Source organism: bacterium (assembly GCA_040755755.1).
Classification (GTDB): Bacteria; SZUA-182; SZUA-182; order DTGQ01; family DTGQ01; genus DTGQ01.
The window spans coordinates 42,798-65,510 of the sequence record JBFLZW010000018.1 but is presented as its reverse complement, the minus strand read 5'-3'; the positions used below and the strand labels follow the sequence as shown (position 1 = coordinate 65,510).

The 22,713-nt window shown below is 53.4% G+C and carries 17 protein-coding genes; 7 read left to right on the top strand and 10 right to left on the bottom strand.

Going from position 1 to position 22,713, the window contains the following annotated elements; translation table 11 throughout:
• Positions 1 to 24 precede the first annotated feature (24 nt).
• Both AB1611_06430 and AB1611_06425 read left to right on the top strand, forming a co-directional pair.
• The gene (locus AB1611_06430; protein ID MEW6379226.1) at positions 25 to 603 is read left to right on the top strand and encodes an HMA2 domain-containing protein; all 579 of its coding nucleotides are present in this window, start codon (positions 25 to 27) and stop codon (positions 601 to 603) included.
• Positions 604 to 608: 5 nt separating this feature from the next.
• Positions 609 to 818, top strand: coding sequence for a TOBE domain-containing protein (locus AB1611_06425; protein MEW6379225.1), 210 nt, complete (start codon positions 609 to 611; stop codon positions 816 to 818).
• Positions 819 to 1,153: 335 nt separating this feature from the next.
• Here AB1611_06425 and AB1611_06420 read toward each other — a convergent pair whose 3' ends face one another.
• The 3 genes from AB1611_06420 to AB1611_06410 form a co-directional block, all read right to left on the bottom strand.
• Positions 1,154 to 2,014, bottom strand: coding sequence for a protease inhibitor I42 family protein (locus AB1611_06420; GenBank protein MEW6379224.1), 861 nt, complete (start codon positions 2,012 to 2,014; stop codon positions 1,154 to 1,156).
• An 810-nt stretch (positions 2,015 to 2,824) separates the two neighbouring features.
• A complete protein-coding gene (locus tag AB1611_06415; protein ID MEW6379223.1) occupies positions 2,825 to 4,036 on the bottom strand; it encodes a SufD family Fe-S cluster assembly protein in 1,212 nt (403 codons plus the stop codon).
• Positions 4,024 to 4,782 (bottom strand): ATP-binding cassette domain-containing protein, encoded by a 759-nt coding sequence (locus AB1611_06410; protein MEW6379222.1) that lies wholly within the window; start codon positions 4,780 to 4,782, stop codon positions 4,024 to 4,026. The genes AB1611_06415 and AB1611_06410 overlap by 13 nt, the downstream gene beginning before the upstream one ends.
• Positions 4,783 to 5,036: 254 nt before the next feature.
• On the opposite strand from AB1611_06410, the gene AB1611_06405 reads away from it, so the two are divergent.
• The 3 genes from AB1611_06405 (at position 5,037) to AB1611_06395 (ending at position 6,533) form a co-directional block, all read left to right on the top strand.
• Positions 5,037 to 5,273 carry an antitoxin AF2212-like protein gene (locus AB1611_06405; protein ID MEW6379221.1) on the top strand — a complete coding sequence of 79 codons (237 nt, stop codon included), beginning with the start codon at positions 5,037 to 5,039 and terminating at the stop codon, positions 5,271 to 5,273.
• Between the two features lie 62 nt (positions 5,274 to 5,335).
• Positions 5,336 to 5,572 (top strand): type II toxin-antitoxin system VapC family toxin, encoded by a 237-nt coding sequence (locus AB1611_06400; protein ID MEW6379220.1) that lies wholly within the window; start codon positions 5,336 to 5,338, stop codon positions 5,570 to 5,572.
• 382 nt (positions 5,573 to 5,954) lie between these two features.
• Positions 5,955 to 6,533 (top strand): hypothetical protein, encoded by a 579-nt coding sequence (locus tag AB1611_06395; GenBank protein ID MEW6379219.1) that lies wholly within the window; start codon positions 5,955 to 5,957, stop codon positions 6,531 to 6,533.
• Positions 6,534 to 6,624: 91 nt separating this feature from the next.
• Here the strand turns inward: AB1611_06395 and AB1611_06390 are convergent, their stop codons facing one another.
• Complete coding sequence (locus tag AB1611_06390) at positions 6,625 to 8,184, bottom strand: R3H domain-containing nucleic acid-binding protein (GenBank protein MEW6379218.1); 1,560 nt, start codon at positions 8,182 to 8,184, stop codon at positions 6,625 to 6,627.
• A gap of 740 nt (positions 8,185 to 8,924) precedes the next feature.
• Here AB1611_06390 and AB1611_06385 point away from each other — a divergent pair.
• Positions 8,925 to 9,935 carry a hypothetical protein gene (locus AB1611_06385; GenBank protein MEW6379217.1) on the top strand — a complete coding sequence of 337 codons (1,011 nt, stop codon included), beginning with the start codon at positions 8,925 to 8,927 and terminating at the stop codon, positions 9,933 to 9,935.
• A gap of 224 nt (positions 9,936 to 10,159) precedes the next feature.
• The gene (locus AB1611_06380; GenBank protein ID MEW6379216.1) at positions 10,160 to 10,519 is read left to right on the top strand and encodes a hypothetical protein; all 360 of its coding nucleotides are present in this window, start codon (positions 10,160 to 10,162) and stop codon (positions 10,517 to 10,519) included.
• Between the two features lie 23 nt (positions 10,520 to 10,542).
• Here the strand turns inward: AB1611_06380 and AB1611_06375 are convergent, their stop codons facing one another.
• The 6 genes from AB1611_06375 to AB1611_06350 all read right to left on the bottom strand — a co-directional run bounded on the left by AB1611_06375 (position 10,543) and on the right by AB1611_06350 (position 22,651).
• Entirely contained in the window at positions 10,543 to 11,031 is a 489-nt protein-coding gene (locus AB1611_06375; GenBank protein ID MEW6379215.1) for a tetratricopeptide repeat protein, read from the bottom strand.
• Between the two features lie 8 nt (positions 11,032 to 11,039).
• Complete coding sequence (locus AB1611_06370) at positions 11,040 to 11,606, bottom strand: C39 family peptidase (protein ID MEW6379214.1); 567 nt, start codon at positions 11,604 to 11,606, stop codon at positions 11,040 to 11,042.
• Between the two features lie 27 nt (positions 11,607 to 11,633).
• A complete protein-coding gene (locus AB1611_06365) occupies positions 11,634 to 12,053 on the bottom strand; it encodes a PA2779 family protein (protein MEW6379213.1) in 420 nt (139 codons plus the stop codon).
• Positions 12,054 to 12,145: 92 nt separating this feature from the next.
• Positions 12,146 to 13,438 carry a glycosyltransferase gene (locus AB1611_06360; protein MEW6379212.1) on the bottom strand — a complete coding sequence of 431 codons (1,293 nt, stop codon included), beginning with the start codon at positions 13,436 to 13,438 and terminating at the stop codon, positions 12,146 to 12,148.
• 488 nt (positions 13,439 to 13,926) lie between these two features.
• A complete protein-coding gene (locus AB1611_06355) occupies positions 13,927 to 15,804 on the bottom strand; it encodes a FecR domain-containing protein (GenBank protein ID MEW6379211.1) in 1,878 nt (625 codons plus the stop codon).
• A 25-nt stretch (positions 15,805 to 15,829) separates the two neighbouring features.
• Entirely contained in the window at positions 15,830 to 22,651 is a 6,822-nt protein-coding gene (locus tag AB1611_06350; GenBank protein MEW6379210.1) for a thrombospondin type 3 repeat-containing protein, read from the bottom strand.
• Positions 22,652 to 22,713 lie beyond the last annotated feature (62 nt).

Below are 22,713 nucleotides of genomic sequence, written 5' to 3'. Positions count from 1 at the left end.
CGTTTATCAAAGGAGCTTACAATAATGGGTAATGGAGAAATCAGGGCTGTTCATGCTATTCCCGGCAGAGTACGCTTCAAAGTGCCTCGAATAAAACAGGATCCGGCCTTTGAAGCCAGAATACGAGATCGGCTTTCTGCCATCAAATCAATCCAGCGGGTCGAGGTAAATCCGGTTACCGGCAGTGTCCTGCTGCTCTATGATCCCCAGGAGATTCGTCTTCCCGGCTCCCTGTTCCCTCTTTTGAGTGCTTTCACCAGTCTTTTTCCGGAGGTTAACCTTGAACAACTGAAAACCTCTCTGGCCTCGCCCGGCGTTTCATCCGGTTCGGATGTTCCGCTGGCCAGTAAAATCTCGGAATGCTCAGGGGCACTGAATGAACGGTTGAAAAAGGTCGGGGGAGCAGACCTCAAAATCATTTTGCCAATAACCCTTTTTGGCCTTGGCGTGCGAAGTCTCATGGTTGCTGAGAGTATCCCCGTGCCGGCCTGGTATGACTTCCTCTGGTTTTCTTTTGGTACCTTTTTTATGCTCAATCCGATAAAAAACATGGTTAATGAACCTTCAAACGGCTTTATCCACCCATCATCAGGAAAGGAGTGAGGTACATGAAGATCAGTGCCCGTAACGTCTTGAAAGGTAAAATAAGCCATATTTCTCACGGCGTGGTTAATTCGGAAATTACGATCGAATTGCCGGGAGGAAGCAATCTTGTTTCTATAATCACCAAGGCATCTGCAGAAAATCTGGATCTTCGGGAAGGCAAGGAAGTTTATGCTATTATTAAATCGACCAGTGTCATGGTTGCTGTGGATTGAGCTGGCTAAATTCTGGACGCTATCCAGTATGGCAATTCTCCGACAGGTTCCCCTGGGCTGGAGAACGCTTACAGACCACTCAGGAAGCCATCGCTATCCTGATAAAAACGGGGACGCTCAGCCGCATGCGCATGGCCCTGATTTATCGTCAGTGCCTTGACAACGTACTCTCCTGGCAAGCTGAGCCTGGATAGCCTCCTTCCTCCACCGGAAACCTGAGTACAATGCCCAGACACTGGCCGATCAGTCGTGCGCAAAGCTCTTTTTACGGCTGAGCAGCGAATGTTTTCCCATCTTGCAGTAGAGAGAGCCTCCTCTCCTCTTCTCCCCGTGGGTTATTGGACATCAACCTCAATCTCAAAGGTATCTGTTGCAAAAGTTTCCCAGTAGCGGCGATATTCTAATCTGATTGTCGTGATTCCCACACCTACAGTATTGAAGACCCACTGCTCGGATCCGCCAGTTCCCACCATCGTGCCGGCAGGTGTCAAAAACTGCGAGCTTTTTTTCTGAGCTACCGTGGTATTCAAGGAAGCAGTATCGAGTACCCATTGATAGCCGGTTGCATAGTTTGAAGGCAGCGTTATGCCCAAGGTTTTTCCTTTGTCGATTTTCACCACTTTCCCATCAGCATTATGGTCTATCATTATATCAGCGTACTGATAATAGGGAGTCGATGGCACATAGCCGCCGGAACCCGGATAGCCTGGATAACCCGTGTAGGTTGGGTAGGTTGGATAACCAGTGGTCGGATAACTCGGATAAGTTGGGTAGGTCGGATAACCCGTGTAGGTTGGGTAGGTTGGATAACCAGTGGTCGGATAACTCGGATAAGTTGGGTAGGTCGGATAACCCGTGTAAGGTGGGTAGGTTGGATAACCAGTGGTCGGATAACCTGGATAAGTTGGGTAGGTTGAATAACCCATCGGATAACCTATGGAAGATTGACCTGGATATTGGGAGTAGGAAGGGGGCCAATACGGACTTACGACAGGGCTTTGAAATGGATTTACCAGCCCGGTAGCTCCCCAATATGGGCCAGCCCCATAAGCTCCTGGTGCATAAGGCAGCCCCAGCCCCAGAGCCAGGGGTTGAATCCCTAAAAATCCCTGGGCACAAACTGAGGAGAGTGACAGTAACCAAAACAATACAGCCATGATAATCAGGAATATCGAGCTCACCTTCTTTGAAAACATTTCAAAAACCCTCCAGAATGAAAATTGTTTGGATTGTAAGCCGTCAGCTCTCAAACGCCTTTGCTATCGAGCTCAGTACACGACGGGGGAATTAGCAGACCAAAAGCACTCCCTCACCCCAACCCCCTCCTCGAAGGGGCGAGGGGAAAATCGCTGCTATAAGTACACGTCGCGATAAATCCGCGGCCAGTTAGGCTCGACAAAGGGATCTCGTGCGGTATTTGGTGGGGCAAAAAAGCAGCCCCACCCTCTTCCGTTAGCGACTATCGAATACATGTAGTCGCTGCCTTTCTCATGGGGGATAGCCATCCTCCACTCCCTCGCCCCCCTTTGGGGGGAGAGGGCTGAGGTGAGGGGGGCTATTATTTAACCAGCCGCGTAATTCCCGCGCTGTGTAACGGATAGTACCCTCCGCGCCGGGATTTTAAACCCGTATCTTGCTGAATCAGGAGTTAGAAAACGGAATACTTATGGATTTCAAATTATTGACAGCATCAGCCACAGGAGCAATTGGACGACTATCAAAAGAACACCTTAAGATTGGGACAATCCCAAATTCAATTGACGATTATGGTTGGCTTTCGATTACGGTTGTAAAGAGCGGCAGTTAGATGTGAGGTTCAGAGAGGGGCAAAGGCACAGAGGCGCAAAGCTACCTTAAGGCAAATGTAACTACTGAGGCACAAAGGCACACAGGGGCAGAGAGGATACAATGAATGCTGAGCAATGTAATCGGGAAGTTAAGCAGCACAGAAGCAAAAGTAACTTTGTGCCTCTGTGCCTTTGCCCCTTTGAACCTGAGTAGTTATGTTACATCATCTCCTTATCACTGAGCCCTACAGCCCGGTCAATCTCCGTCTTGAGCTGGGGCGGCAGATCGGGGATGTCAACATTCAGGAACCCCCGGACAATCGTGGAAGTGGCTTCATCCTCGCTCAGGCCGCGGGACATGAGGTAGAGGATTTCCTCCTGGGCAATTTTGCCTACTGCCGCCTCGTGGGACATTTCCACGCCATCGGCCCTTCCTTCCAGCTCTGGAATGGCACGCATGGATCCTCCCTTCAGGATGAGCCCCCGGCACTCCAGGTGTGCTTTCACGCCGGGCACCTCACCGATCAGGTCGCCACGGGAAATGATGGTTCCGCCGTTGGTGATAGCCCGGGAAATAATCTCGGCCCTGGTGTCGGGCTCCTGCAGGAAAACCCTGCCGCCGACATCTATCTCCGACCCCGGGCTGCCCACCAGCAGGCTGTAGAAGCGGGCCACGGCCCCTTTTCCAGTCAGGTAGGTGGTGGGGTTCATCTGAATGGACCTGACCGGCATCAGGCAAATATAGTTACTGATAAACAGCCCCTCTTCTTCGACTCTGCCAACAGATCGTGGCCGGACCACGATCTCTTCGGCCCAGGTATGGATCATGGTAAAGCTCAGCCTGGCCTTTTTTTTGACATAAAATTCGGAGATGCCGATATGAAGCGCCCGGCGCACATGACCGGCTGTAGCGCAGCCGGCGACAATATGAAGCTCCGATCCCTCTTCGGCGATAACCAGGTTATGGACGTGCTGGCTGGCACCTTCCCTGTCCAGATACATGCAGGCCTGAACCGGAAAGGTAACCTTGCTGCCGGGCAGAGCCCTGATGACATAGCCGTTATGCAGGTCGAGCCGGGTGCGGGCAGTGTATTTGTCGGTATCGACCGGCATCAGCTTCCAGTAGTAATCGTGAACCCAGGGGTGGCGCTCCAGGGCTTCCCTGATCGGCATCACTTGCAGCCCATCCTGCCGGGAGAGAGATTCCAGCACCGAACTGTTTTTCTGGAGGAAGGTACCTGACGCTCCAGCTCCGCTGACATCGATTCCGGCAAGAACCATCCGCTCTTTATCCGCCTCGGAAAGATCGGAAGAATCCATCCGGAGGCCGGCAGAAGAAGGTTCCGGCCTAAAGGAATCGAGATCAATGTCCTGGCCAAACTCAGCTTTTTTCTCTTTTGCCTGCAAGGCCTTGTCATCTAAATCGTGCATCTGATACACTCCTCATATCCGACTTCACTGATACACTTGAAAATCTCCCGTGGATTGCTGGCACAGGTCAGCACCCCCGAGAAAAGAACCTGCCCTTTGTCAGCAGTGACATAGTCGAGAATAAATCCGGTGTGAGTAATGATCAAACCCATTTTGCTTCGCTCCTGGCGCAGTTCCTTCAGCGACTTGCCGGGGGCCGCTTTTACATCGTGCTGGAGCAGTTGGCTGATTGTGCGGCCGATCAAGGGGATATTCTCAAGGTCAACCCCTGACTCCGGCTCGTCAAAGAGTAAAAGATCGGCATCCTGAGCCAAAAGTTGAAGGAGCTCCGAGCGCTTGATTTCACCCCCGGAGAATCCGGCATTGACATCGCGGTCAAGGAACTCGGAAAAATTCACCCGCCTGGCCAGTTCCTCCGGATCAACCTTCCTGTCCCGGCCGCAGATCTGAACCATCTGTCTGGTCTTCAGGCCGTGAATAGTCGGCGGACGCTGGTAGGAGATGCCAATGCCCAGCCTGGCCCGCTCATTGACCGGCATATGGGTGATATCCTCTCCCTTGAAAAAAATCTTCCCGCCAATGATCTTATACTGCGGATACCCCATAATGGTCATCAGCAGCGATGTCTTGCCTGACCCGTTCGGCCCAAACAGGATATGGGTCTCACCTGCATGAATTTCCAGGTCAATGTGTTCCAGGATTTTTTTATCGCCTACCTTAACCTGCAGATCCTCAATTCGGAGCATCTCCCTTTCTCTCCTTGCTGATTATGTTTGCCGTGCGCCTGGCATGTGTGGGGCCGATTACAGCGCAGCAACCTGTAAGATTCACCGGCCTCAGGATATCATGAAACCCCGGCAGCACTCAAGACGAAAAATGAAAAACAGACAGTCAGGAGACAGGAACATGATCCTTGACAGTACATCCTATCCGTTCTAAACTGGAAAACAATGTATGAGAGGCTGTAATCCAACAACCAAAATCAAGAGGAGGGTTAAAAGTGGTAAAAACCGTGAGAGCAAAATTCTCCAAAGGAGTCATTGAACCAATGGAGAAAATCGATATTGCTGAAGGAAAGGAAATCATTATCACTATTATAGATATTCCCTCTAAATCTCAGGAGGATGCTTTTGAAAAAGCAGCCGGAGCGTGGAAGGACACAATTGACGCTGAAAAATTAATAAAAAATATCTATGCTGATCGTCTTCTTTCCACTCGAGAAGAACCAAAATTATGAAAATATCTTATCTTGTTGATACTGACTGAGTTATTCATCATTTGAATGGGCATAAAGGGATTGTGGAAAAACTTAAGTCGCTGAAGAAAGAAGGATTAGCAATGAGCGTAATTTCTTTGGCGGAGCTTTATGAAGGCGTCTGTTATTCAATAGATCCAGGCACTGATGAAAAAGCTTTAAATGACTTTTTGGCTGATATTTCAATCCTTGGGATTGAAAATGAAACTTGTAAGCTCTTTGGCAAAGAGAGAGGAAGATTACGGAAGGCAAAAAGGATGATTGGTGATTTTGACTTTTGATTGCCTCGACTTGCCTTTCGTATAATCTCACGCTTCTTACCAACAACAGAAAACACTACCAAGCAGTGGAAGGATTAAGGATTCTCTCCCTCCTATAGATAAAGCTAAAGCCAGCCTGTAATAAAGACCGCACTGGGGTGCGAAATGTGTGCTATGGCCATGTGCTATGGCCACGGTTTCGGAAGGTAAATCCGTAAGACCCTGAGTAATCCCATCGTCTATCATTGCAACTTTTACACCTATATCTTACATAGATTGAGAGTAGACCATCCAGAAGGTATTCACCCTCACAGGATCATGAGAAGTGGCGACGAATGTTCAAGGCTCAAGGAAAAAGTAAGGACCAACATTTATAGATTTTTTACAATAAGGAGGAACAGCAATGACTACCAAAAGGATCTTACAGCATCATATCTGGTTATTATCTGCCGTGATCTTGAGCGGACTGCTTCTGTGTTCAGCAGTCGAAGCTCAGATCATTCCCACGACAACCAGTGTCCAGAACTGGGCTGCCATGCCACCGTACAATACCCTGTGGCCGCTCTGGTCGCCGGTACTTTCTCCGACTGATCCTGCCACTGGTCTGCCGACACCCCTGGTCAGCAGCCTTACTCCTTCGACGGTTCTGCCTGTCCAGCCTGGACTGACCTGGCATCCCTCGCTGGGATATCCCTGGCTGCTGTACAATACTTCGCTTGGCATGGCTTATTATGATCCCTATACGGGTGTCGATCTTTGGCCGCCCGATATTTTAATAAGTACCATCACTCATCTGCCCTTAACCATTACTCTACCGCCTGCATACTCCACTCTTGCACCTACACCGGTCTGGTGGCTCTTACAGGAGGTCCCGGCAGCCAACTGGGAATATCTGGCCGTATATTCAAGCTACCCAGCCACTCCATTGCTTCCCACTCCCACGTTAAGCTCACTATTGACTCCCACCGATCTTCTGTTGTAAGTAGCTGAGAAGGCTGGTTTTTATAAACAGAGAAGGGGTCAGGTCTCATAGGACATATCACCTGTCAAGACCTGGCCCTTTTTTTATGCCATTATAAGGGATAAATTACCACCCGCCGATAGGGCTCTCTTCCCTTGCTCTCCGAGGGAAGGCCGGATCGCTCGGCAAGCTGGTGCTGCAACCGGCGCACGTAGCTGCTCTGCGGCGCGAGCTCTACCGGATGCCCGTGCTCCATGACTTCATTGATGGCTGCTTCAGCCTCCTGCAGGGCATCCCCTTCCTCTCCCGGATGTCCATCACCATCCGTGAAGGTCGAACGCAGGAAATTTTCAATCTGAGTCAGGGTATTATTTTTAATTATGTGGATGGGCAAACCGCGTGCCTGGGCTTCGCGAAGGCGCTTGGGCTGGACTCTTTTGGGCGACTTCAGGATCAGGACCAGGTCAGCCTCGTCAAGGCTGCTGACCACGGTGGCAGGCAGCCTGAACTTGTTAATGGCCTTCAGCAGCCTGCTCCGGCTTACGGCATAAGGATAAATCCGCACGTTTTTCGGCAGATGATAACCGGCCATGCCCGCTGCCTGCTGGGCGGCCATTCCGCCCTGCTGAAAGGGAATCGGTGCAGGGGGTTCCGGCTGAATTGCGGGCTGGATAATCTCGATTTCGCCATCCTCCCTGCGCACCCGCAGTTCCGGCTGGATGGGCACTCCCCGCAGGAAATCATCGACCATTGCGGCTACGTCATGGTATACGGCCAGTTTGTCCTTATCCTGAATCTCGATCAGAACATCGAAGGTCGGCGGAGCTTTCCGCTCAAGCACCGTTTTCTGAGTGTGGCGGCGTCTTGCCTCCTCATCGGAGAGCGTGACCGCCTGGATTCCTCCGACCAGGTCGGAGAGGGTGGGGTTTTGCAGCAAATTGCCCAGAGCATTCCCATGAGCAGTGGCAATGAGCTGTACGCCCCGCTCGGCAATTGTCCTGGCAGCCATCGCTTCCGCTTCGGTGCTGATCTCGTCGATCACCACAACTTCGGGCATGTGGTTTTCCACCGCCTCGATCATGAGCGCATGCTGGCGCTCAGGGGAGGGGACCTGCATGCGGCGCGCCCGGCCTATGCCGGGGTGAGGAATATCGCCGTCACCGGCTATTTCGTTGGAGGTATCGACAATGACCACCCGCTTGCCCAGATCATCGGCCAGCACTCTGGCCGCCTCCCGTAAAATCGTGGTCTTGCCTACACCGGGGCGGCCAAGGACCAAAAGGGACTCGCCGCTCTTGATCACATCCTGTACAATATCCACCGTGCCGAACACAGCCCGCCCGACCCGGCAGGTAAGGCCGATAATCACCCCTGCCCGGTTGCGGATAGCCGAGATGCGATGCAGGGTCCGCTCGATGCCTGCCCGGTTGTCCTCTCCGAATTTTCCGACACCCGAAACGACATAGTCAATGTCTTCCCGGGAAATATTCTCAACCAGCAGTTCCTCCACATGGTCCAGAAACCTCATCTCAGGAGGTCTGCCCAGGTCGATTACAATTTCAAGCAAAAGGTCTCCATGCTCCTTGGATTCAATTGCCTTGCGAATGCGCGGGGGCATCACATTGAGCAAAAGATCCACTTCATCAGTGACGCTTATTTGTCTTCCAGCCAACCTCTTTGACCTCCGGAGCGCAGCAGGAGAGATCACCCGCGCCGGCCCCTTTTTTCTTTCCCCCGCTTCCCTGTTACCCGCAGCCTCCTCGTGGAATCTGAATACGACAGTACAGTACACAGCCCATTCATATCTCCTTTTTCGGACAGCCCTGCGGGGAATATTGCTTTTCAATCCTGAAGGCTTATGTACTCTCTCTTGTGGTAACTGGTATTCGATTGCTCGACGCCTTTTTATTTTGTATATCAAAGATACTGCGCTGTCAACAGAGAAATAGGTAATACGTTGTTTATTTGCAACTAGTTAGAATGGCACTTACATAAGAATTAGTAATTTTCCCGCAGAGACGCTGAGACGCAGAGGATATCATTGAAAAGTAAAAGTAAAATAAGTTCCTCCTTGTGCTTTTTTACTTTTTGCTTGCTTCCATGCCGTTGACACATCGGGATATCCCGACTTTCATCAGGCCCTTGCCGGATTGGTTGCTCTCTGCGCCTCTGCGTCTCTGCGGGAGATCGTTTTCCCCTGTGCGCTTTGTGTTCTCTCTATATTATAAGCTTAGCTTATGTAAGTGCCATTCCAACTAGTTATACAGATTGATTTACCGAAAGGTTGTATTGACCACGATAACAGGTTGTGAAATTAACTATCTTGGTGTATTCTAGTTATATTATCCATGGCTTACAGGGGGGATGAGAGTATCCGTATGATTACTTGACCGATGAGGGAGGACTGCGAATATGTTAAATGGGTTTAAATCCGATCATCTGCTCCGCCTGCCAGCCAGCAAGCGCTCAGGACCAGAGGGAGATACCGTAATTACTACCTTTAATGCTGAAAACCTTTTTTCGCTGCCGGACACTAATCCGGCTGGTGGAGGAGATGGCTGGGGTTGTTTAACCCCGGAGCGGCTCGAAATCAAATTGAACAAGCTGGCCCTGGCCATCCGCCTGGAGCTCAGACGGCCTGAGATTATTATCGTTCAGGAGGTAGGGGGTGACAGAATCCTGCAAAACCTCGGCGATCGGGTGAATGCTGCCGCAGGGACAGTCTACCGGGCCACTTCATTCAAAACCAGTGACAAGCGGGGCCTTGAGGTTGGCTTTTTGTGGGATTCCTCCCGCGTGGAGCTGCTCGAAGCCTTCCAGCTTTCCGGCCCCCAGGTGAACGCGGCCTTTGGTTTGGCCAGTCCCAGTCCGGGCAGAGAGCCGATTGTGGGCGTTTTCATGATCAGGGGGAAGCAGGTGACTATCATCGGCAACCATTTCAAGAGCATGCTGGGGGATGACATACTCAGCGGTTTTGATGGCTTATCAGTCCGGATCACCGAGACCCAGCGGAAAGCTCAGGCCAGAGTAGTCCGCAGTTTTGTGAATTCCATTCTCGACCGCGACCCTGATGCCCTGGTCATGGTTGCCGGAGATTTCAACGACACGCAATTCGGCAAGCGGAACGAGGGAGCTGAATTCCCCCTGGCCATTCTCGAAGGTGGAGCAGGAGAGGTCCCGCTCACCGATCTGATAACCTTAAAGAAAGAAGAGGAGCATGCCTTTACTTTTATCCACAATGAGGTTGCCCAGATGCTCGACCATATCCTGGTCAGCCCGGCTTTGCTGAAGCTTTTCGCGGCGGTGGATATCCTGCACTTCAATGCCGCTTTCCCCTTCGAATTGAGCGAGGATGCCAGCACTACCCGCCGTGCCTCGGATCATGACCCTGTGGAGGGACGGTTTTGGTTTCGGGAGGACTGAAAGGGGAGTGACTTGAATCACTGCCTTGAACAAATCTGCAGATATATTCGGGATGGTGAATTGTCTGCTTGACCGGTTATAACGATAGGTGTAAATTAAAGAAGTACGGGCTAGAATCTCCCCCAACATATGCGAAAGACAGCATAGGGCGTAGTTATGTTTTTGAGAGAATATCTTGGTGGATTTATTAAGAGCGAAACCGAACCACTCAAGGCGGCATCAAAATGTTACCCAAAATCAAAATACCAAAAGAGATGGTCAAGAATGCAGTCAAGAAAGTATCCCTGGAAGTAATCTATGAGGTACTTGAAGAACGAAGCGCGGAAATTAAGGCAGATGTAGCTGAATTAAAAACAGATGTAGGGGAGCTTAAGCAAAAAAGAGAGGAAGATTTCCGCTACCTTAACCAGCGAATCGATACCTTGGGGCAAAAGATTGATACTGAAATCGGACAAGTAAACCAGAAGATTGATACTCAAATCGGACAAGTAAGACAGGAAATAGGCCAATTTAGACAGGAAATTTCTTCCCGTCTTGATAACATGACTCAACTGCTCGTCGAAATACTCAAACAGAAGAATTAGAGTGATCTTGGGCATGATGATTTCTATTTCCTGAGCTCTCTGATCCTGTTCAGGGTGTCCTGGTAGACAGTACTCCTTTCAGGCCGTAGTTCCAGCGCTCTGAGAGCAAGTCTCTCAGCCTGGTCGAGGGCTTCACCCTTGACGGCGTACAGCCAGGCAAGGTTGTTGTACGCATCAGCCAGGCCCGGATCCTTGCGGATCGCCGTCAGATAGTATTTTTTCGATTCAGCAAACTCATTCTTTTGAAAATATACATTACCAAGATAAAGACAGGCAATGGGGAGCTTGCGGGCTGCCAGCCGGTATTCTCTGATGGCCTGGTCAAACTCGCCGTTTTTCTCGTAAGCCAGGCCAAGGCTCAAATGCTCCTTCGGAGTGAGCGGATCTTCCAGGATAATAATTCTTGGCCAGCAGGCACAGCCATAGAGAAACAGCAGCAGGCAGAGGCCGCAGGCAGTCACAAGGTTTGATTTAGTGTTTTCCCCTGCATCTGTATGCCTCTGTGGTTCCATCCGACTCCTTACCGTTCAGGAGTTATGAGCAGAGCCCAGAAGTTAGTTCTCTCCCAGGCTTTCATAAATTGTTGAAGAGGCACGGATTTGTGCCGGTCATCCCCTGAATTGGCGATGATATGGTTTTCATCGTAGCCGACGATGACCATAAAGTGGTTCTGCTGAAAAGCCCAAAAGCCGTTATCAACCATAACGATCATGGGGCAGCCGGAACCCAGGCGCTGTTTCAGGTCGTCGGGGCTGCTGCGGTACTGGCAGGCTTGCAGCGACCTTCTCCTGGCGTAAAGAGCCATATCGATACCCAGTGTCCCCCCGGCTGATTCACTGTATATTTCCCGGGCGATGTCTCTGGGCAGAACATTCACCCCCCAGTAATTCAAAACCCCGGCCAGGGATGCCGGACCGCACTGATGAGCCTTTTGCCGGTAAAAGGGGACCCCTGCGATCAGGCAGGAAGACCGGGGGGATGTTGTGAGGGATGCCTCCCGAATACCGGCACACGAGTTAAGGAGCAGCCAGACTGAGAATATCAGGATAGCCGCTGATTGATGACTCCGGAAAGTTAAAGCATCCATCGTGTTTCTCTTCACCTGACCATGCCCCTACCTTTGAGTAACAATGACCTTATGGCCGGTAAGATGAAGCAGAATGACCACCAGGATAGCGATAATGAGGACAAGAAGCACGGTTTCCAGGCCATTGCCGCCAACCTCCAATTCATCCAGTTTCAGGGCAAGCTGGTGAATCTGCTGATCGTCGGCCTGACTTAACCGGGCCTGAATTTCCTCCTGGCTGAAACCGAGCTGCTCAAGCCGCTCTCTGACCATTTTTTGTTCGATAACCTTCTGGATTTTTTGCAGGTCAATGGTCCGGACATCTCTTTCGGCCTGAAAAGTTACCGACCTTGAAGAAGCGGTCAGTTCCGACGGGCAAAATCCGGCCTCGACCTTGGGTGTAATGCCGATCATCAGCATGGCTGCAACCAGGCACCATGATATATCTTTTACCAACGATTTCCTCACGATAACCTACCTCCTCACCTAACTGTTGTGACACCATAAACCCGAGCCTGCGGCTCCCTTGTGTCAAGATCGGAATAATCACGGGAAATTCTCTATCGCCGAGGCCGGGGCAGGTGGCTATGGAAGGCGCAAACCGCCCGGTTTACGCCATCTTCCGACCGGATCCGCCTGCCCAGGGCAGCGGCCCGCTCCTGCATGTCTTTGTTCCCGGTAGCGATGCGGATAGCAGCCAGCAGTCTTTCTACCGACAGTCTGCGGTAGGGAATAGGGTTTGGGCCTACGCCAAGCTCAGCCACCCGCTTCCCCCAGAATGGCTGGTCAGCCATAGCCGGAGTAATGATCGAAGGGACCCCGGCCCGAAGGCCGGCAGCTACCGTGCCGGCACCGCCATGATGCACGACGGCTGCCATTTGCGGAAAGAGCCAGTCATGCGGGCTTGTCTCGATCCTGAATACTCCATCCGGCAGTTCGGTCTCACCCAGGCCGGTCCACCCGGCCTGCAGGATACCCCGCTGCCCGGATTGAACCAGAGCTTCCAGAGCCATGTGGGTCACTGACTTGGCATTCCGGTCGATCATGCTGCCAAAGCCGATATAAACCGGCGGCGGGCCTTCGGCCAGAAAAGCGGCCAGGTCTTCCGAAGGCTGCCATTCAGGTGCGGAATCCAGAAACCAGTATCCGGTAACATGCAGCCAGGATGGCCAGTCAGGCGGCTTGGGAACTACAGAGGGGCTGTAGCCGTACAGAAAGGGGATCGGCTGCTTTTTTTGCCTGCTGTAAGGGCTGCTCAAGGTAAGCGGCGGAAGATTTAAGGTTTCCTGTCGCCATTGATTAAACTGCTGCCGGAAGAGCTGCCAGAAGAATTGTTCGAACAGGATATGAGTCAGCAGGTTGAAGGTACCGCCCAGGCGAAGACCTGGGGGCATCAGCAGACTGGGAAAGGCACGGGTACGGCTTATCGGCTGAAGCGGGGCCATAAAGCATGGCACGCCCAGTTTCTCGGCAAGATGGTAGCCTGCTTTAGCGGTCGGAGAGAAAATAATCGCTTCTGCTCCCTGACATACCTTCCAGGAATCATCCAGAAGCCGCTTTATGCGCAGCCGCAGGCCACTGATAAAGGGCCGGAAATTCCGGACACAGAGCCTCATGAACAGGAGCGGGTCACGAATGGTTTCCAGCCGGGCCTGCCCCCCTTCACCGGCAAACACCTCCCGGGGATCACCTCCCACAACCGCAGAGGATAATCCGTGATACCTGACCAAAGCCTGATAAGCGGCATGAGTGGCCAGGGAAACATCATGGCCAGCCGCCTGGAGTCCCAGTCCCAGGGCAACATAAGGCATAACATCGCCCTGAGAGCCAACCGTCAAAATTAAAATGCGCATACTCCCTCTTTCCCGCTTGCAGGGTGGTCTTGGGGGCCATACTGTTCAACCTCTGGTTTCAGCTCAAGACCGGTCATTCATGCCGGATTTCTCCTTGGATCGCCCACTCATACCTAATAAATTACCCTACCCTGCGTCAACTATTTGGGAAAACCATCCTTTTTTTCGGCTATCCAACTGCGAATCAACGACGTTAATGCTGATTTTGGGCATAATTTGTACACCTATATTCAATAAATTGAATAATTTTATTGAGTAAGAGGGAGTTTTTCAAGCTGGCCGGCTGTTATCACGAGATAGTGGTGAGGCAAAAAAGCGCCCCACCCTTGCGTCTTATCGAAGAGAATCGCTTTTCTCCCTCGCCCCTGAAGGGGAGATGGGCGGGGTGAGGGGCTTTGAGGGGGGCGAGGGAGTAGAGGTTTGCACCTTATCAAGGTAACTATGGATAAATTATTATACTGTGAGTTCTCCTGAATAGGTTCCTGCCCTCATTCCGGCGGAGGAGGGGGACCGGGGAGCTTTTCCATCGTCTGGAGAAAATCTCCTTCAATCTCAGTTATTTTTTCAATAATATTATCGTAAGACTGGGGGAGAATTTCCGTTTCCTCTTCAGGGCTCATTCCCAGATTGGTTCCAGGATCTACTTGAGGATCGGGTATCCAGCCATCATCTTTTCCAACGAGACTCTCCGCTGATCCAATGTCCTCACTCACTCCTGCGGCATCGCCTCCCATGAGGCCACGGGGAAGGGGATTGTCGGTATCATCCAGCGTTCGGCTGCCGGGCGTATCATTCAGGTTATCCGGTTCCACCAGCGGGTTTTGTATGCCGGGAAGTCCCTTGTCCTGATCGGGCGGCAGTTCCTTATCCCGGTCCGGGATGGAGCTGTTTTCCGGGATTTTTACTTCCGAAGCTGCTGGCCCAAGGAAACGGCCGCTCATATCCGGTTCCTGGTTATCTTTCACCGCCGGCCCGGGACTTTGCCTCTCTTCGGGGGAAGGTTTCCCCTGGCTGTCATCTGCGGCTTCTCCCGTGGTCTGAACGAGTCCGGCTCCTCCTCCCTGGCCATGCTGCTCTGCCGGAGTATTGTCAATCTGTCTGGACTGTGGCTGGCGTTCGGTGCCGGTCTCTGTCCCCATCTCTCTGCTCTTCATCTGTCCATCCTGTCCTGCCGCTGCCGAGCCATCCCTGCCGCCTGGCGTTAATACAGCCTGTCCGACCGGAGGAATAAACACTCCCCTGACAGATGGCTCGCCTTTCTTATTCTCCCCGGCTCCGGCTGTTTCCTCCTTTTTCCCGGTATCATTCTTCTCCCCGGCGGCCTTCTTTTCATCGGTATTGTTCTTTTCACCGGTGTCCTTCTTCTCCCCGGTATCTTTTTTTTCTCCGGTGTTCTTCACCTCGGCCTTGTCGTCCTTTTTCTTTTCCTCCTTTTTCAGGGAATCATCAGCCTTGTCCGGGGACTTCCCTCCTGGTGTAATCGTTGTTTCCTGGATCATCTCTTCCAGTTGCTCCCGGGTGATTTTCACCTTATCCTCCGGTGCCTCGTTTTCCCTGGTAAACGACTGTTCCAGAGGGTCCAGGACAACCTCTCCCTGAATCTTCGGATCACTGCTTCTGACCGCAACCTGCCCTTCTTCGCACACTGTCTGAGTGGTATCCTGGCCGGTTTCAGGATCCAGTCCGGCGGCGATGATTTCTCTGGTGCCTACTACACCGGCGACTGCGGTTTTGGTTTCCACTTCGAATTTGGAGTCAGGGCTGCTGAATTTTTCCACTATAGCCCTGATCCTGCCGACAGGGAGTTTGAAGAATGACCTGTTCAGGGATTTTTGCGGTGCGTACAGAACCGACTTGATAATCAGATGAGAGTCTCCCCCTAGATGGATAGTGGAACGGGTGACAAAGGTGATCTTGACCTTGGCCCCGCTCCGCGTGGTGATCTCATCACGGGGATAGACCTTGTCCCCTGCCTGGATCCGGGCTGCTGACTGCTGAAGCTCATGCCGCACAAAAGCCACGCCCTCGACCAGGTCCACGGTTCCGACCGGCATGGAGGCGGCATGCAGGACCGACGGGGCAAAGCACCAGCAAGCTGCACTCAAAACACCGGCCACCAGAAATAAAATGAACCATCCGGATACCCGGTTTTCAGCGGGGACTTTTCCCCATGCTTTTCTCTGGGTCTCTGTGTCTCCAGTGGTCAGTGGCCAGTGGTCAGTGGCCAGTGAAAGGCTTGCTTCTGACTTCTGACTTCTCACTCCTGACTGCTGGCTCCTGGCTCCTGACTCCTGATAAAAGTGGTGTCCTTGTCTTTTCTTTTCTCTTACTCCTGATTTCCGGTTCAGGGATTGACATTCAGCCATAGCCGAAGATCTCCTTCGAAAATTTTCAAAACTGCCTGGAAATACCGACGGTATACAGATTTCGCCGGTACCGTTTATCCAGTCCCTCATGGTTGAGATTGGAGTGGTTGACAGTCCTGCTGTATTGCAGGGAGAGGTTATATTCCCCGCCAAGCTTTTTCACTACCGTGCCGCTGACCGTCCTCTTGTTATCCTTCCTTTCCCGCCAGTCACAGGAGGGGTCGGGATGGAGATAATCTCTGATAACATAACTGCCCTTGAGACTCAGTTGAGTCTGGTACAGGAAGGGGGTGCGGTAGTTGGCCGACAGCTCGTGCTCCTGATAGGAGAGATAATCAGGGTTTGCGGTCTCCCGGCCATAGCTGTAACCCGGCCTGAATTGCTTCTTACGATCCCTGGACAGGCAAACCTTCTGAATTCCGAGCTGATATCTGGTAGCATCCTTGATTGCCTGGCTGAAAAAGATTTTCTCCTGATAACTGCCTGAAATCTCGTACTGCCTGCTCCTGCTCCGCTCCAGGGCAACGAGTAAATTCGTATCCTGCCCTCTCAGGTAATCGCTTTTATCCAGGAAAAAGTAGTTGAGGGCAGACTTGAACTCCATCCGCCAGGGGGCTTTCCGGTATCCGAAGGCGATGGTACCGATATGACCCTGGATATTGTAGTCGTGAAACTCATGGTTCAGGCCCTGATAAAAATCGTACCCAACCAGGAGAGGGGTGATGCGCCTGCTGAAAAAAGGGCGAATGCGGCTGGTGAGAACCAGGGTGTTTTTCCAGTCCGCTCTGTCAATCGGCTCTGCCTCGGACGAGTAGGGGGTCAAAATGACATTATCGTCATACTGGAGAGAAGCCGAAAGCGAGAGCAGGAGCTTTTTTTTCTTCTGCCTGATCATCTCCTGATACTTTCTGGCCAACTCGGCGTATTCTGAACCAGGGCCTAATGCCAGGGCCTTGTTGATCTCTTCCTGGGCCTCGTCCAGCATGTCCTGCTGATAATACGTCAGCCCCAGGTAAAGGTGGTTTTTCGGTCCGGATGGGTCGGCTTGAATGGCCTCCCGAAACAGCGCAGCCGCTTCCTGGTACTGCTGGTCCCGGAATTTTTGAATTCCCTGCTGCAGGGCATTATCACCCTGGCCCGCCCACAGGGGAAGGGCGAAGAAAGCCAGGAGAAAGCAGAGGAAAAGCATGAGACCGGGGCGGAACGGTATCCGGGCCAGGAGTTCCACCGGAGGTTTCAATGCAGGATGAGGGGGATGGAATAGATGGATCCGCCTGACCAGGAAAAGCAGCGGGCCGAAAATGAGCAACAGGCCGAGGCAATACAGCGCCAGGAGTAAGGCAAGGCTGAGATAGCTCCCAAGGACAGGAATGATCCAGGAATAGAGCAAGACAGAGAATCGGCTGCCAAATCCCGCCTTGCAGAACTCCAGAAAGCATGCTGCCTTATGTTCCGTCCCCCTGCGGTCATGCTGGCTGAATCCCTGCGGCGGAGGGGGTGGAAGGTCGTGCAGATCGGTCTCCGACAACCCAAGCACGGCCTCCGCACTTTTGAGCCTGGCTGCGGGCAGCTTCTGTGAGATTGGAGGGATGAGCAGGTCCGCTTCATGATTCAGAATATTCTTGACCCAATAGCCTTCTCCTGCAACCAGAACATCGGCCAGGACATAGGGAGAAGATGGCTGGGCCTGATACTGGTAGAGCCTGTTTCGGACGGTTTTGTCATTCAGCCGGTAGATATCCTCCCAACTGACGGGAAAGTGAAATGGGTTCCCGATCTGGTTCCAGCCTGGCTTCAACGGAATCCGGAAATTTTCGGTGGTCGGGGCAGTCTGGCCGGAAAAATTGATAGTTTTCGTTTCCCGGCTGATGATCCAGACCGATTCACCGGGGAAGAGGGTGGAAACGTCCGGAAATTCCCGGTATGTCCTCCGGTCAGGATCATAGCGGAACAGCCTCCAGGTATGGGGATTATATTCCCCCAGAATCGGGGCAAGCAGTTGAGTGATCTGGTTGCTCGAAGTCTGCACCGGAATGGAAATCATCCGGTAGTGGCCGGGATCAGTCCCGCCGTCCAGGGTTTTTTGAAAGCTGACCTGCGACGGCGTATGGATAAAGCTCAGGGCTGCCGTAGGAAAGCTCGTGTTTGCCAGCCGGTCACAGGCAGCGAGGGAAAGATACCAGGTAATATCATTGGCCAGCGTGAAGGAGGACATCTCCCCGCTCGTTATGAAAACTTTCCGGCTGGTCAGAGGATTCAGGTTTGATCCAATCCTGTCTTTCACGGTGCCATAGGAGAGCCAGTAGCCGATAAGATCGGATTCCCGATCTTGATCAAACAGGATCCGGATGCCCTCACCGGCGGACAGCACCGAAAAGCCGGTCGGGATTGGGGGCAGTATGGCGCAGCGGCTTTCGTTTCCCTCCCGGTCATAGGCAGTTACGGCATATCGGCGATCAGGGAAAAATCCGGGGAGGGTAGCCGAGGTCTTCCCCTTGACTTCCTGAAGCAGACGAAAATCCGGATCATCGCCGGTCCCACTGGCCTGGATATAGAGGCGGTAGCCTTGAATATCCGACGCTGCCAGAGGTTCCCAGCTCAGGGCAGCGCCTGATTCGGCAGGCAGAAAGAGAATGCCGGAAACATACGGTATCGGTGCGGCCAGGTGCGGTGTCTGAAGGAAGGGTTGATATATTACCTGTCCGCATTGGGCATTCTCCTGGTAATCATAGATCAGACCGGCGATCCCGGCAACCTGGTCCGAAGCGGCCCGGGTCGAGGTCAAAGGCCGCTGACTCCACCAGTTGTCCGGTACCGATATATTCGTGGCCGAGAGGTTTTGCAGGTGGTAGTCTGCCTGGGCCTGGAAGTTATTTTCAGTCAGGCTGATATTCTGGTCAGTGTGCACAATGAGAATGCCGGTGCCGTTCTGAGCTATCAGGTTCCGGCGAATGGTCAGCGGGCCGGAGGATATTGAGTTATCGAGCCAGATGGCGGCCAGGCTGTTTTCCACCAGGGTATTGTGTACGTACCTGCCGCCGCTGTTTTCGAGTGCCAGGCCGATGCTGTTGTGCCGGAAAAGATTATCGGCCACAAACGGGGCGGCATTTTTCACGGTCAGAGCGGACCGACCATCTGCCCGTACCTTTTCGAACCGGCAGTGCTGGATGGAGGTTTCCGAAGAGGTGATGGTCAATCCCTTCCAGGTATTTTCAGAAGAGGTGAACAGGATCGGGCTGTCTGGCCTGCCGATTGAGCACAGGGGACCGCGGACGGTCAGGCCGAAGTTGCCGAGGCAGCGGACCACGCTCCCCGGCTGAATAACCAGAGATTCATCTTCAGGGATGAGTATATCATGATCGATGGTGATCTCTCCGGACCAGACAGTAGAGGCTGGGGAAGGATGGACCGTAGTTACAACCGCATCAGGCCGGGCCAGGGATTTTGTCTCTTCAGGTCCGCTGACCGTCAGGGTCACGGTAAAACTACCGGCGCTGGTATAGGTGTGAACTGGATTTTGCCGGCTGCTCGATTCTCCATCCCCGAATTCCCACTGCCAGCTTGTGATATAGCCGAGACTGCGGTCAATAAACTGCACCGTCAGGGGAGCCTCGCCGGAGGCGGGCTGGAGGGTGAACTCAGGCAAGAGGGAAGGCAGTCTGATGTTTTTCAGGCTTTGCGGGCTTAAGGATGAATCCCGGCTGACTGACATGGTGTCGATTGCCACGTCGCTTCCGTCCTGGACCAGAAGGCAGGATCGACCTTCCACCCTGACCCGGGTGGCCGAGAGAGTGCTTCCTTTCTGGACTGACAGTCCGGAATTCTCCTGCACGCTGATTTCCTCATCCACTGTCATCTGGATCCCTGCCGGGATTTCCAGGGAACCGCCGTTTTGAACTATGATCCTGAAAAGAGCAATGCTCCCGGTCCGCCCCGTGGGAGCGAGAACCGGCGTGGTATTCGGACTGATAATCGATCGATTATCCACGATCAGGATGCCGGAGGCTGGCCGCTCATCGAGGAATCGCTTATTGGTGCGGCTTCTGGCCGCACTATTGGTGTTTTGCTCTGCCTGCCCGGTTTCAAGATATATGGTTCCGGCAGAGCCATTCAGTCCTGAATTTTCCTGGCACTTTCCTCCGCAGGCTCGATATGCCTGATCAGGCAGGGAGAGGTTCGATACATGCAGGGCTATTCTTCCCCCTCCGCCGCAGCCGGAGATCCCATCCACCTGGTTGCTGCCGCCATTGGCCTCGACGGTCCCGGAGCCAGCCAGGGAGTCCGCCTCGAGGTAAATCGATCCGCCGCTCCCGGCACCGCCCTCCGGACGGGCTGGCTCGCCATTGGCCGAGATCCGTCCGTCGAGCTGAATCCGCCGGGCCAGGATGCGGATAATCCCGCCGCCGCCGCCTCCTCCCCGCTCACCGTCACCACCTCCGCCGCTCCCCGGCAGGGTGGGATTGATAAAATTCCCGTACCCGCCCGTAAATGGCTGAAGGAGAGTTCCCCTGCCTCCGAGTCCGCCATAGCTTCCTCCAATGCGGGGAGCATTGCCCTCTTGCTTGACAGCCAGGGTATTGGGGTCAATGGCCTGACCGTACGAGTTATTCTCGTTGCCTGCGGCCTTTGCTCCGGGAAGGCCCAGGCCGTCGGCAGCAATCCGGCTTGTCGAATCGATGTCGAGCAGCTCGCTGATCCAGAGATTGAGCCCTGCAGAATCTGCGGGCTGGTGGGAAACCCTGGCTCCACGGCGAAGAGTCAGACCGGCAAGCTCATGTTCTCCCTGGATAATCAGGGAGCAGCCGTCAACAATCAGATTGTGACGATCATAGAGCCGGTTGTCAGCCGACAGGGTGGTATCGGCAGTGATGGTCAGGGTCAGGACAGCCGGAACCACCTTGACTATGGCCCAGCCTTCGGCAGCATTGCCGGAGCGGTCAATGGCCTTGAAGGTAACTGCCGTCTTTCCCAGGGGAAAAACCTGCGGTACCGCAGATATAACGCTGATCGAGACCGCAGGATCAGCAAGATCAATGGCCGAGGCCCCGGACAGAAAGGCGGCAATCGGAGCGCTGGAAGCCGGAGTGCCATCGGGCTGTTCCTGATTTACGGTAATATCCTCCGGCAGTCTGAGGACAGGCGGGGTGGTGTCCTGCACAATCACCTGCGCCTCGCAGGATGATTCATGGCCGTAATCATCCCTGGCGATAAAAGTTACCGGGGTTGTTCCCAGAGGAAAAACCTGGGCCGATGAAGCAGCTTCCACCTGTGGTTCGCCGGTGGCATCGACAGCAGATGCCCCATGCAAAAAAACCTGGATATCCGGGTCCGTGGCCAGAGCCCCTTGAGGCGACAGGGCCTCGACGGTAATATCGCCCGGACAGGTTATTCGGGGCGGCTCGGTATCCTGCACCATAACCTGAGCCTGGCAGGTTGCCATGCCGCCGCTGGGATCGGTGGCGGTAAAGGTTACGGTCGTGGTCCCGATCCCGAACAGGTCGGGGGCATCGTGAGTCAGCCTGGTTCCTTCCTGGCCAAAAACCTCGACGGAGAGAAGGAAACGGGCTATATCGCCCTGACTAACTGCTACTCCCTCCGGTTGCTCGGCCTCAACCGTGAGATTGTCAGGGCAGAGCAGGGCAGGGGGGGTATCGCAGACATCTCCCCTGCCATCCCTGTCCCAGTCCATCTGGTCAGGATTGGAGACCGCCGGGCAGTTGTCCCCCAGGTCGCAGACCGAGTCGTAATCGGCATCAGGGCACTCCTCACAGGCATCGCCGATGCCGTTCCCGTTCCCATCGGCCTGGTCCCGATTGGGTTCCACCGGGCAATTGTCGCAGAAATCACCCACTCCATCCGCATCAGTATCCCCCTGAGCCGGATTCGCCAGTGCCGGACAGTTATCACAGGGATTTCCAAAACCATCGCCATCGGTATCCCCCTGATCGGGGTTGAAAGTCAGGATACAGTTATCGCAGGAGTCTCCAATGCCGTCCCCATCCTGATCGAGCTGGTCTGGATTGGGCAGATTGGGGCAGTTGTCGCACTGATCTCCCACACCGTCTCCGTCATGGTCTGCCTGATCCGGATTCGCCATGGCCGGGCAATTGTCAGTTTCATCCGCAACCCCGTCCCTGTCGGAATCAGGGGCCGGCTCCCTGGGAATCACGACAGCATCCAGGCTGGAGGCACAGCGCAGGGTATTATCGCCATCGGCAAAGGCAAGGTGAATGAGCGCCCCATCCGGGGATTCAGCCAGAACAGCGAACCGGACATAACAGATAATCCCCTGGCCGACAGTCAGAAGCGGTGCCTGGCCGGTTATGACCACTTTGCCAAGATCACCAACGGCATAACTGTCCGCTCCAAGGGAATACGCCTCGCCGCCGGTGAGCTCTCCTTTGGATAATCCCTGAAAGGAGATGATATCCGGACGGTCATAGTACAGGATCATGGTCCAGGAGGAAATATCCACCTCCCGGCTGGCCCTGATAGCGATAACGGCTTCTCCTCCGGGCAGGTCACAGGTTTCGACTTCCGGTATGATCGAAGGAATCGTGCTGCCAGGATCGACTCCGCAGGGTGACTCATCACAGGCATCTCCGGTGCTGTCGCTGTCTTTATCCAACTGATCCGGGTTAAAGGAGAACATGCAGTTGTCATTGATATCTTCGATTCCGTCGCCATCGATATCCTGGGAAAAAAAGGAGTCGGAAGATGCCTCCTGGCAGATGCCTGCCCTGAGGTGAAAAAATGGGGCAAGAACCAGGATGCACAAAGAGATGAGGGAGACGAACAGGGATATAGTGGACTTCCAGGATATTGTCTCTCTGCGTACTATTCTCACAGCGGGCTCTCCTTGGGAAAAGAAGTTATCAGTTTTCAGTTTTTCACTGACCACTGATCACT

Bases quoted from the DNA above. Each gene is read 5' to 3' on its own strand.
- AB1611_06415 (MEW6379223.1), bottom strand. From the start codon at position 4,036: ATGCACGATTTAGATGACAAGGCCTTGCAGGCAAAAGAGAAAAAAGCT.
- AB1611_06420 (MEW6379224.1), bottom strand. From the start codon at position 2,014: ATGTTTTCAAAGAAGGTGAGCTCGATATTCCTGATTATCATGGCTGTA.
- AB1611_06375 (MEW6379215.1), bottom strand. From the start codon at position 11,031: ATGGAACCACAGAGGCATACAGATGCAGGGGAAAACACTAAATCAAAC.
- AB1611_06380 (MEW6379216.1), top strand. From the start codon at position 10,160: ATGTTACCCAAAATCAAAATACCAAAAGAGATGGTCAAGAATGCAGTC.
- AB1611_06360 (MEW6379212.1), bottom strand. From the start codon at position 13,438: ATGCGCATTTTAATTTTGACGGTTGGCTCTCAGGGCGATGTTATGCCT.
- AB1611_06430 (MEW6379226.1), top strand. From the start codon at position 25: ATGGGTAATGGAGAAATCAGGGCTGTTCATGCTATTCCCGGCAGAGTA.
- AB1611_06410 (MEW6379222.1), bottom strand. From the start codon at position 4,782: ATGCTCCGAATTGAGGATCTGCAGGTTAAGGTAGGCGATAAAAAAATC.
- AB1611_06370 (MEW6379214.1), bottom strand. From the start codon at position 11,606: ATGGATGCTTTAACTTTCCGGAGTCATCAATCAGCGGCTATCCTGATA.
- AB1611_06395 (MEW6379219.1), top strand. From the start codon at position 5,955: ATGACTACCAAAAGGATCTTACAGCATCATATCTGGTTATTATCTGCC.
- AB1611_06385 (MEW6379217.1), top strand. From the start codon at position 8,925: ATGTTAAATGGGTTTAAATCCGATCATCTGCTCCGCCTGCCAGCCAGC.
- AB1611_06355 (MEW6379211.1), bottom strand. From the start codon at position 15,804: ATGGCTGAATGTCAATCCCTGAACCGGAAATCAGGAGTAAGAGAAAAG.
- AB1611_06425 (MEW6379225.1), top strand. From the start codon at position 609: ATGAAGATCAGTGCCCGTAACGTCTTGAAAGGTAAAATAAGCCATATT.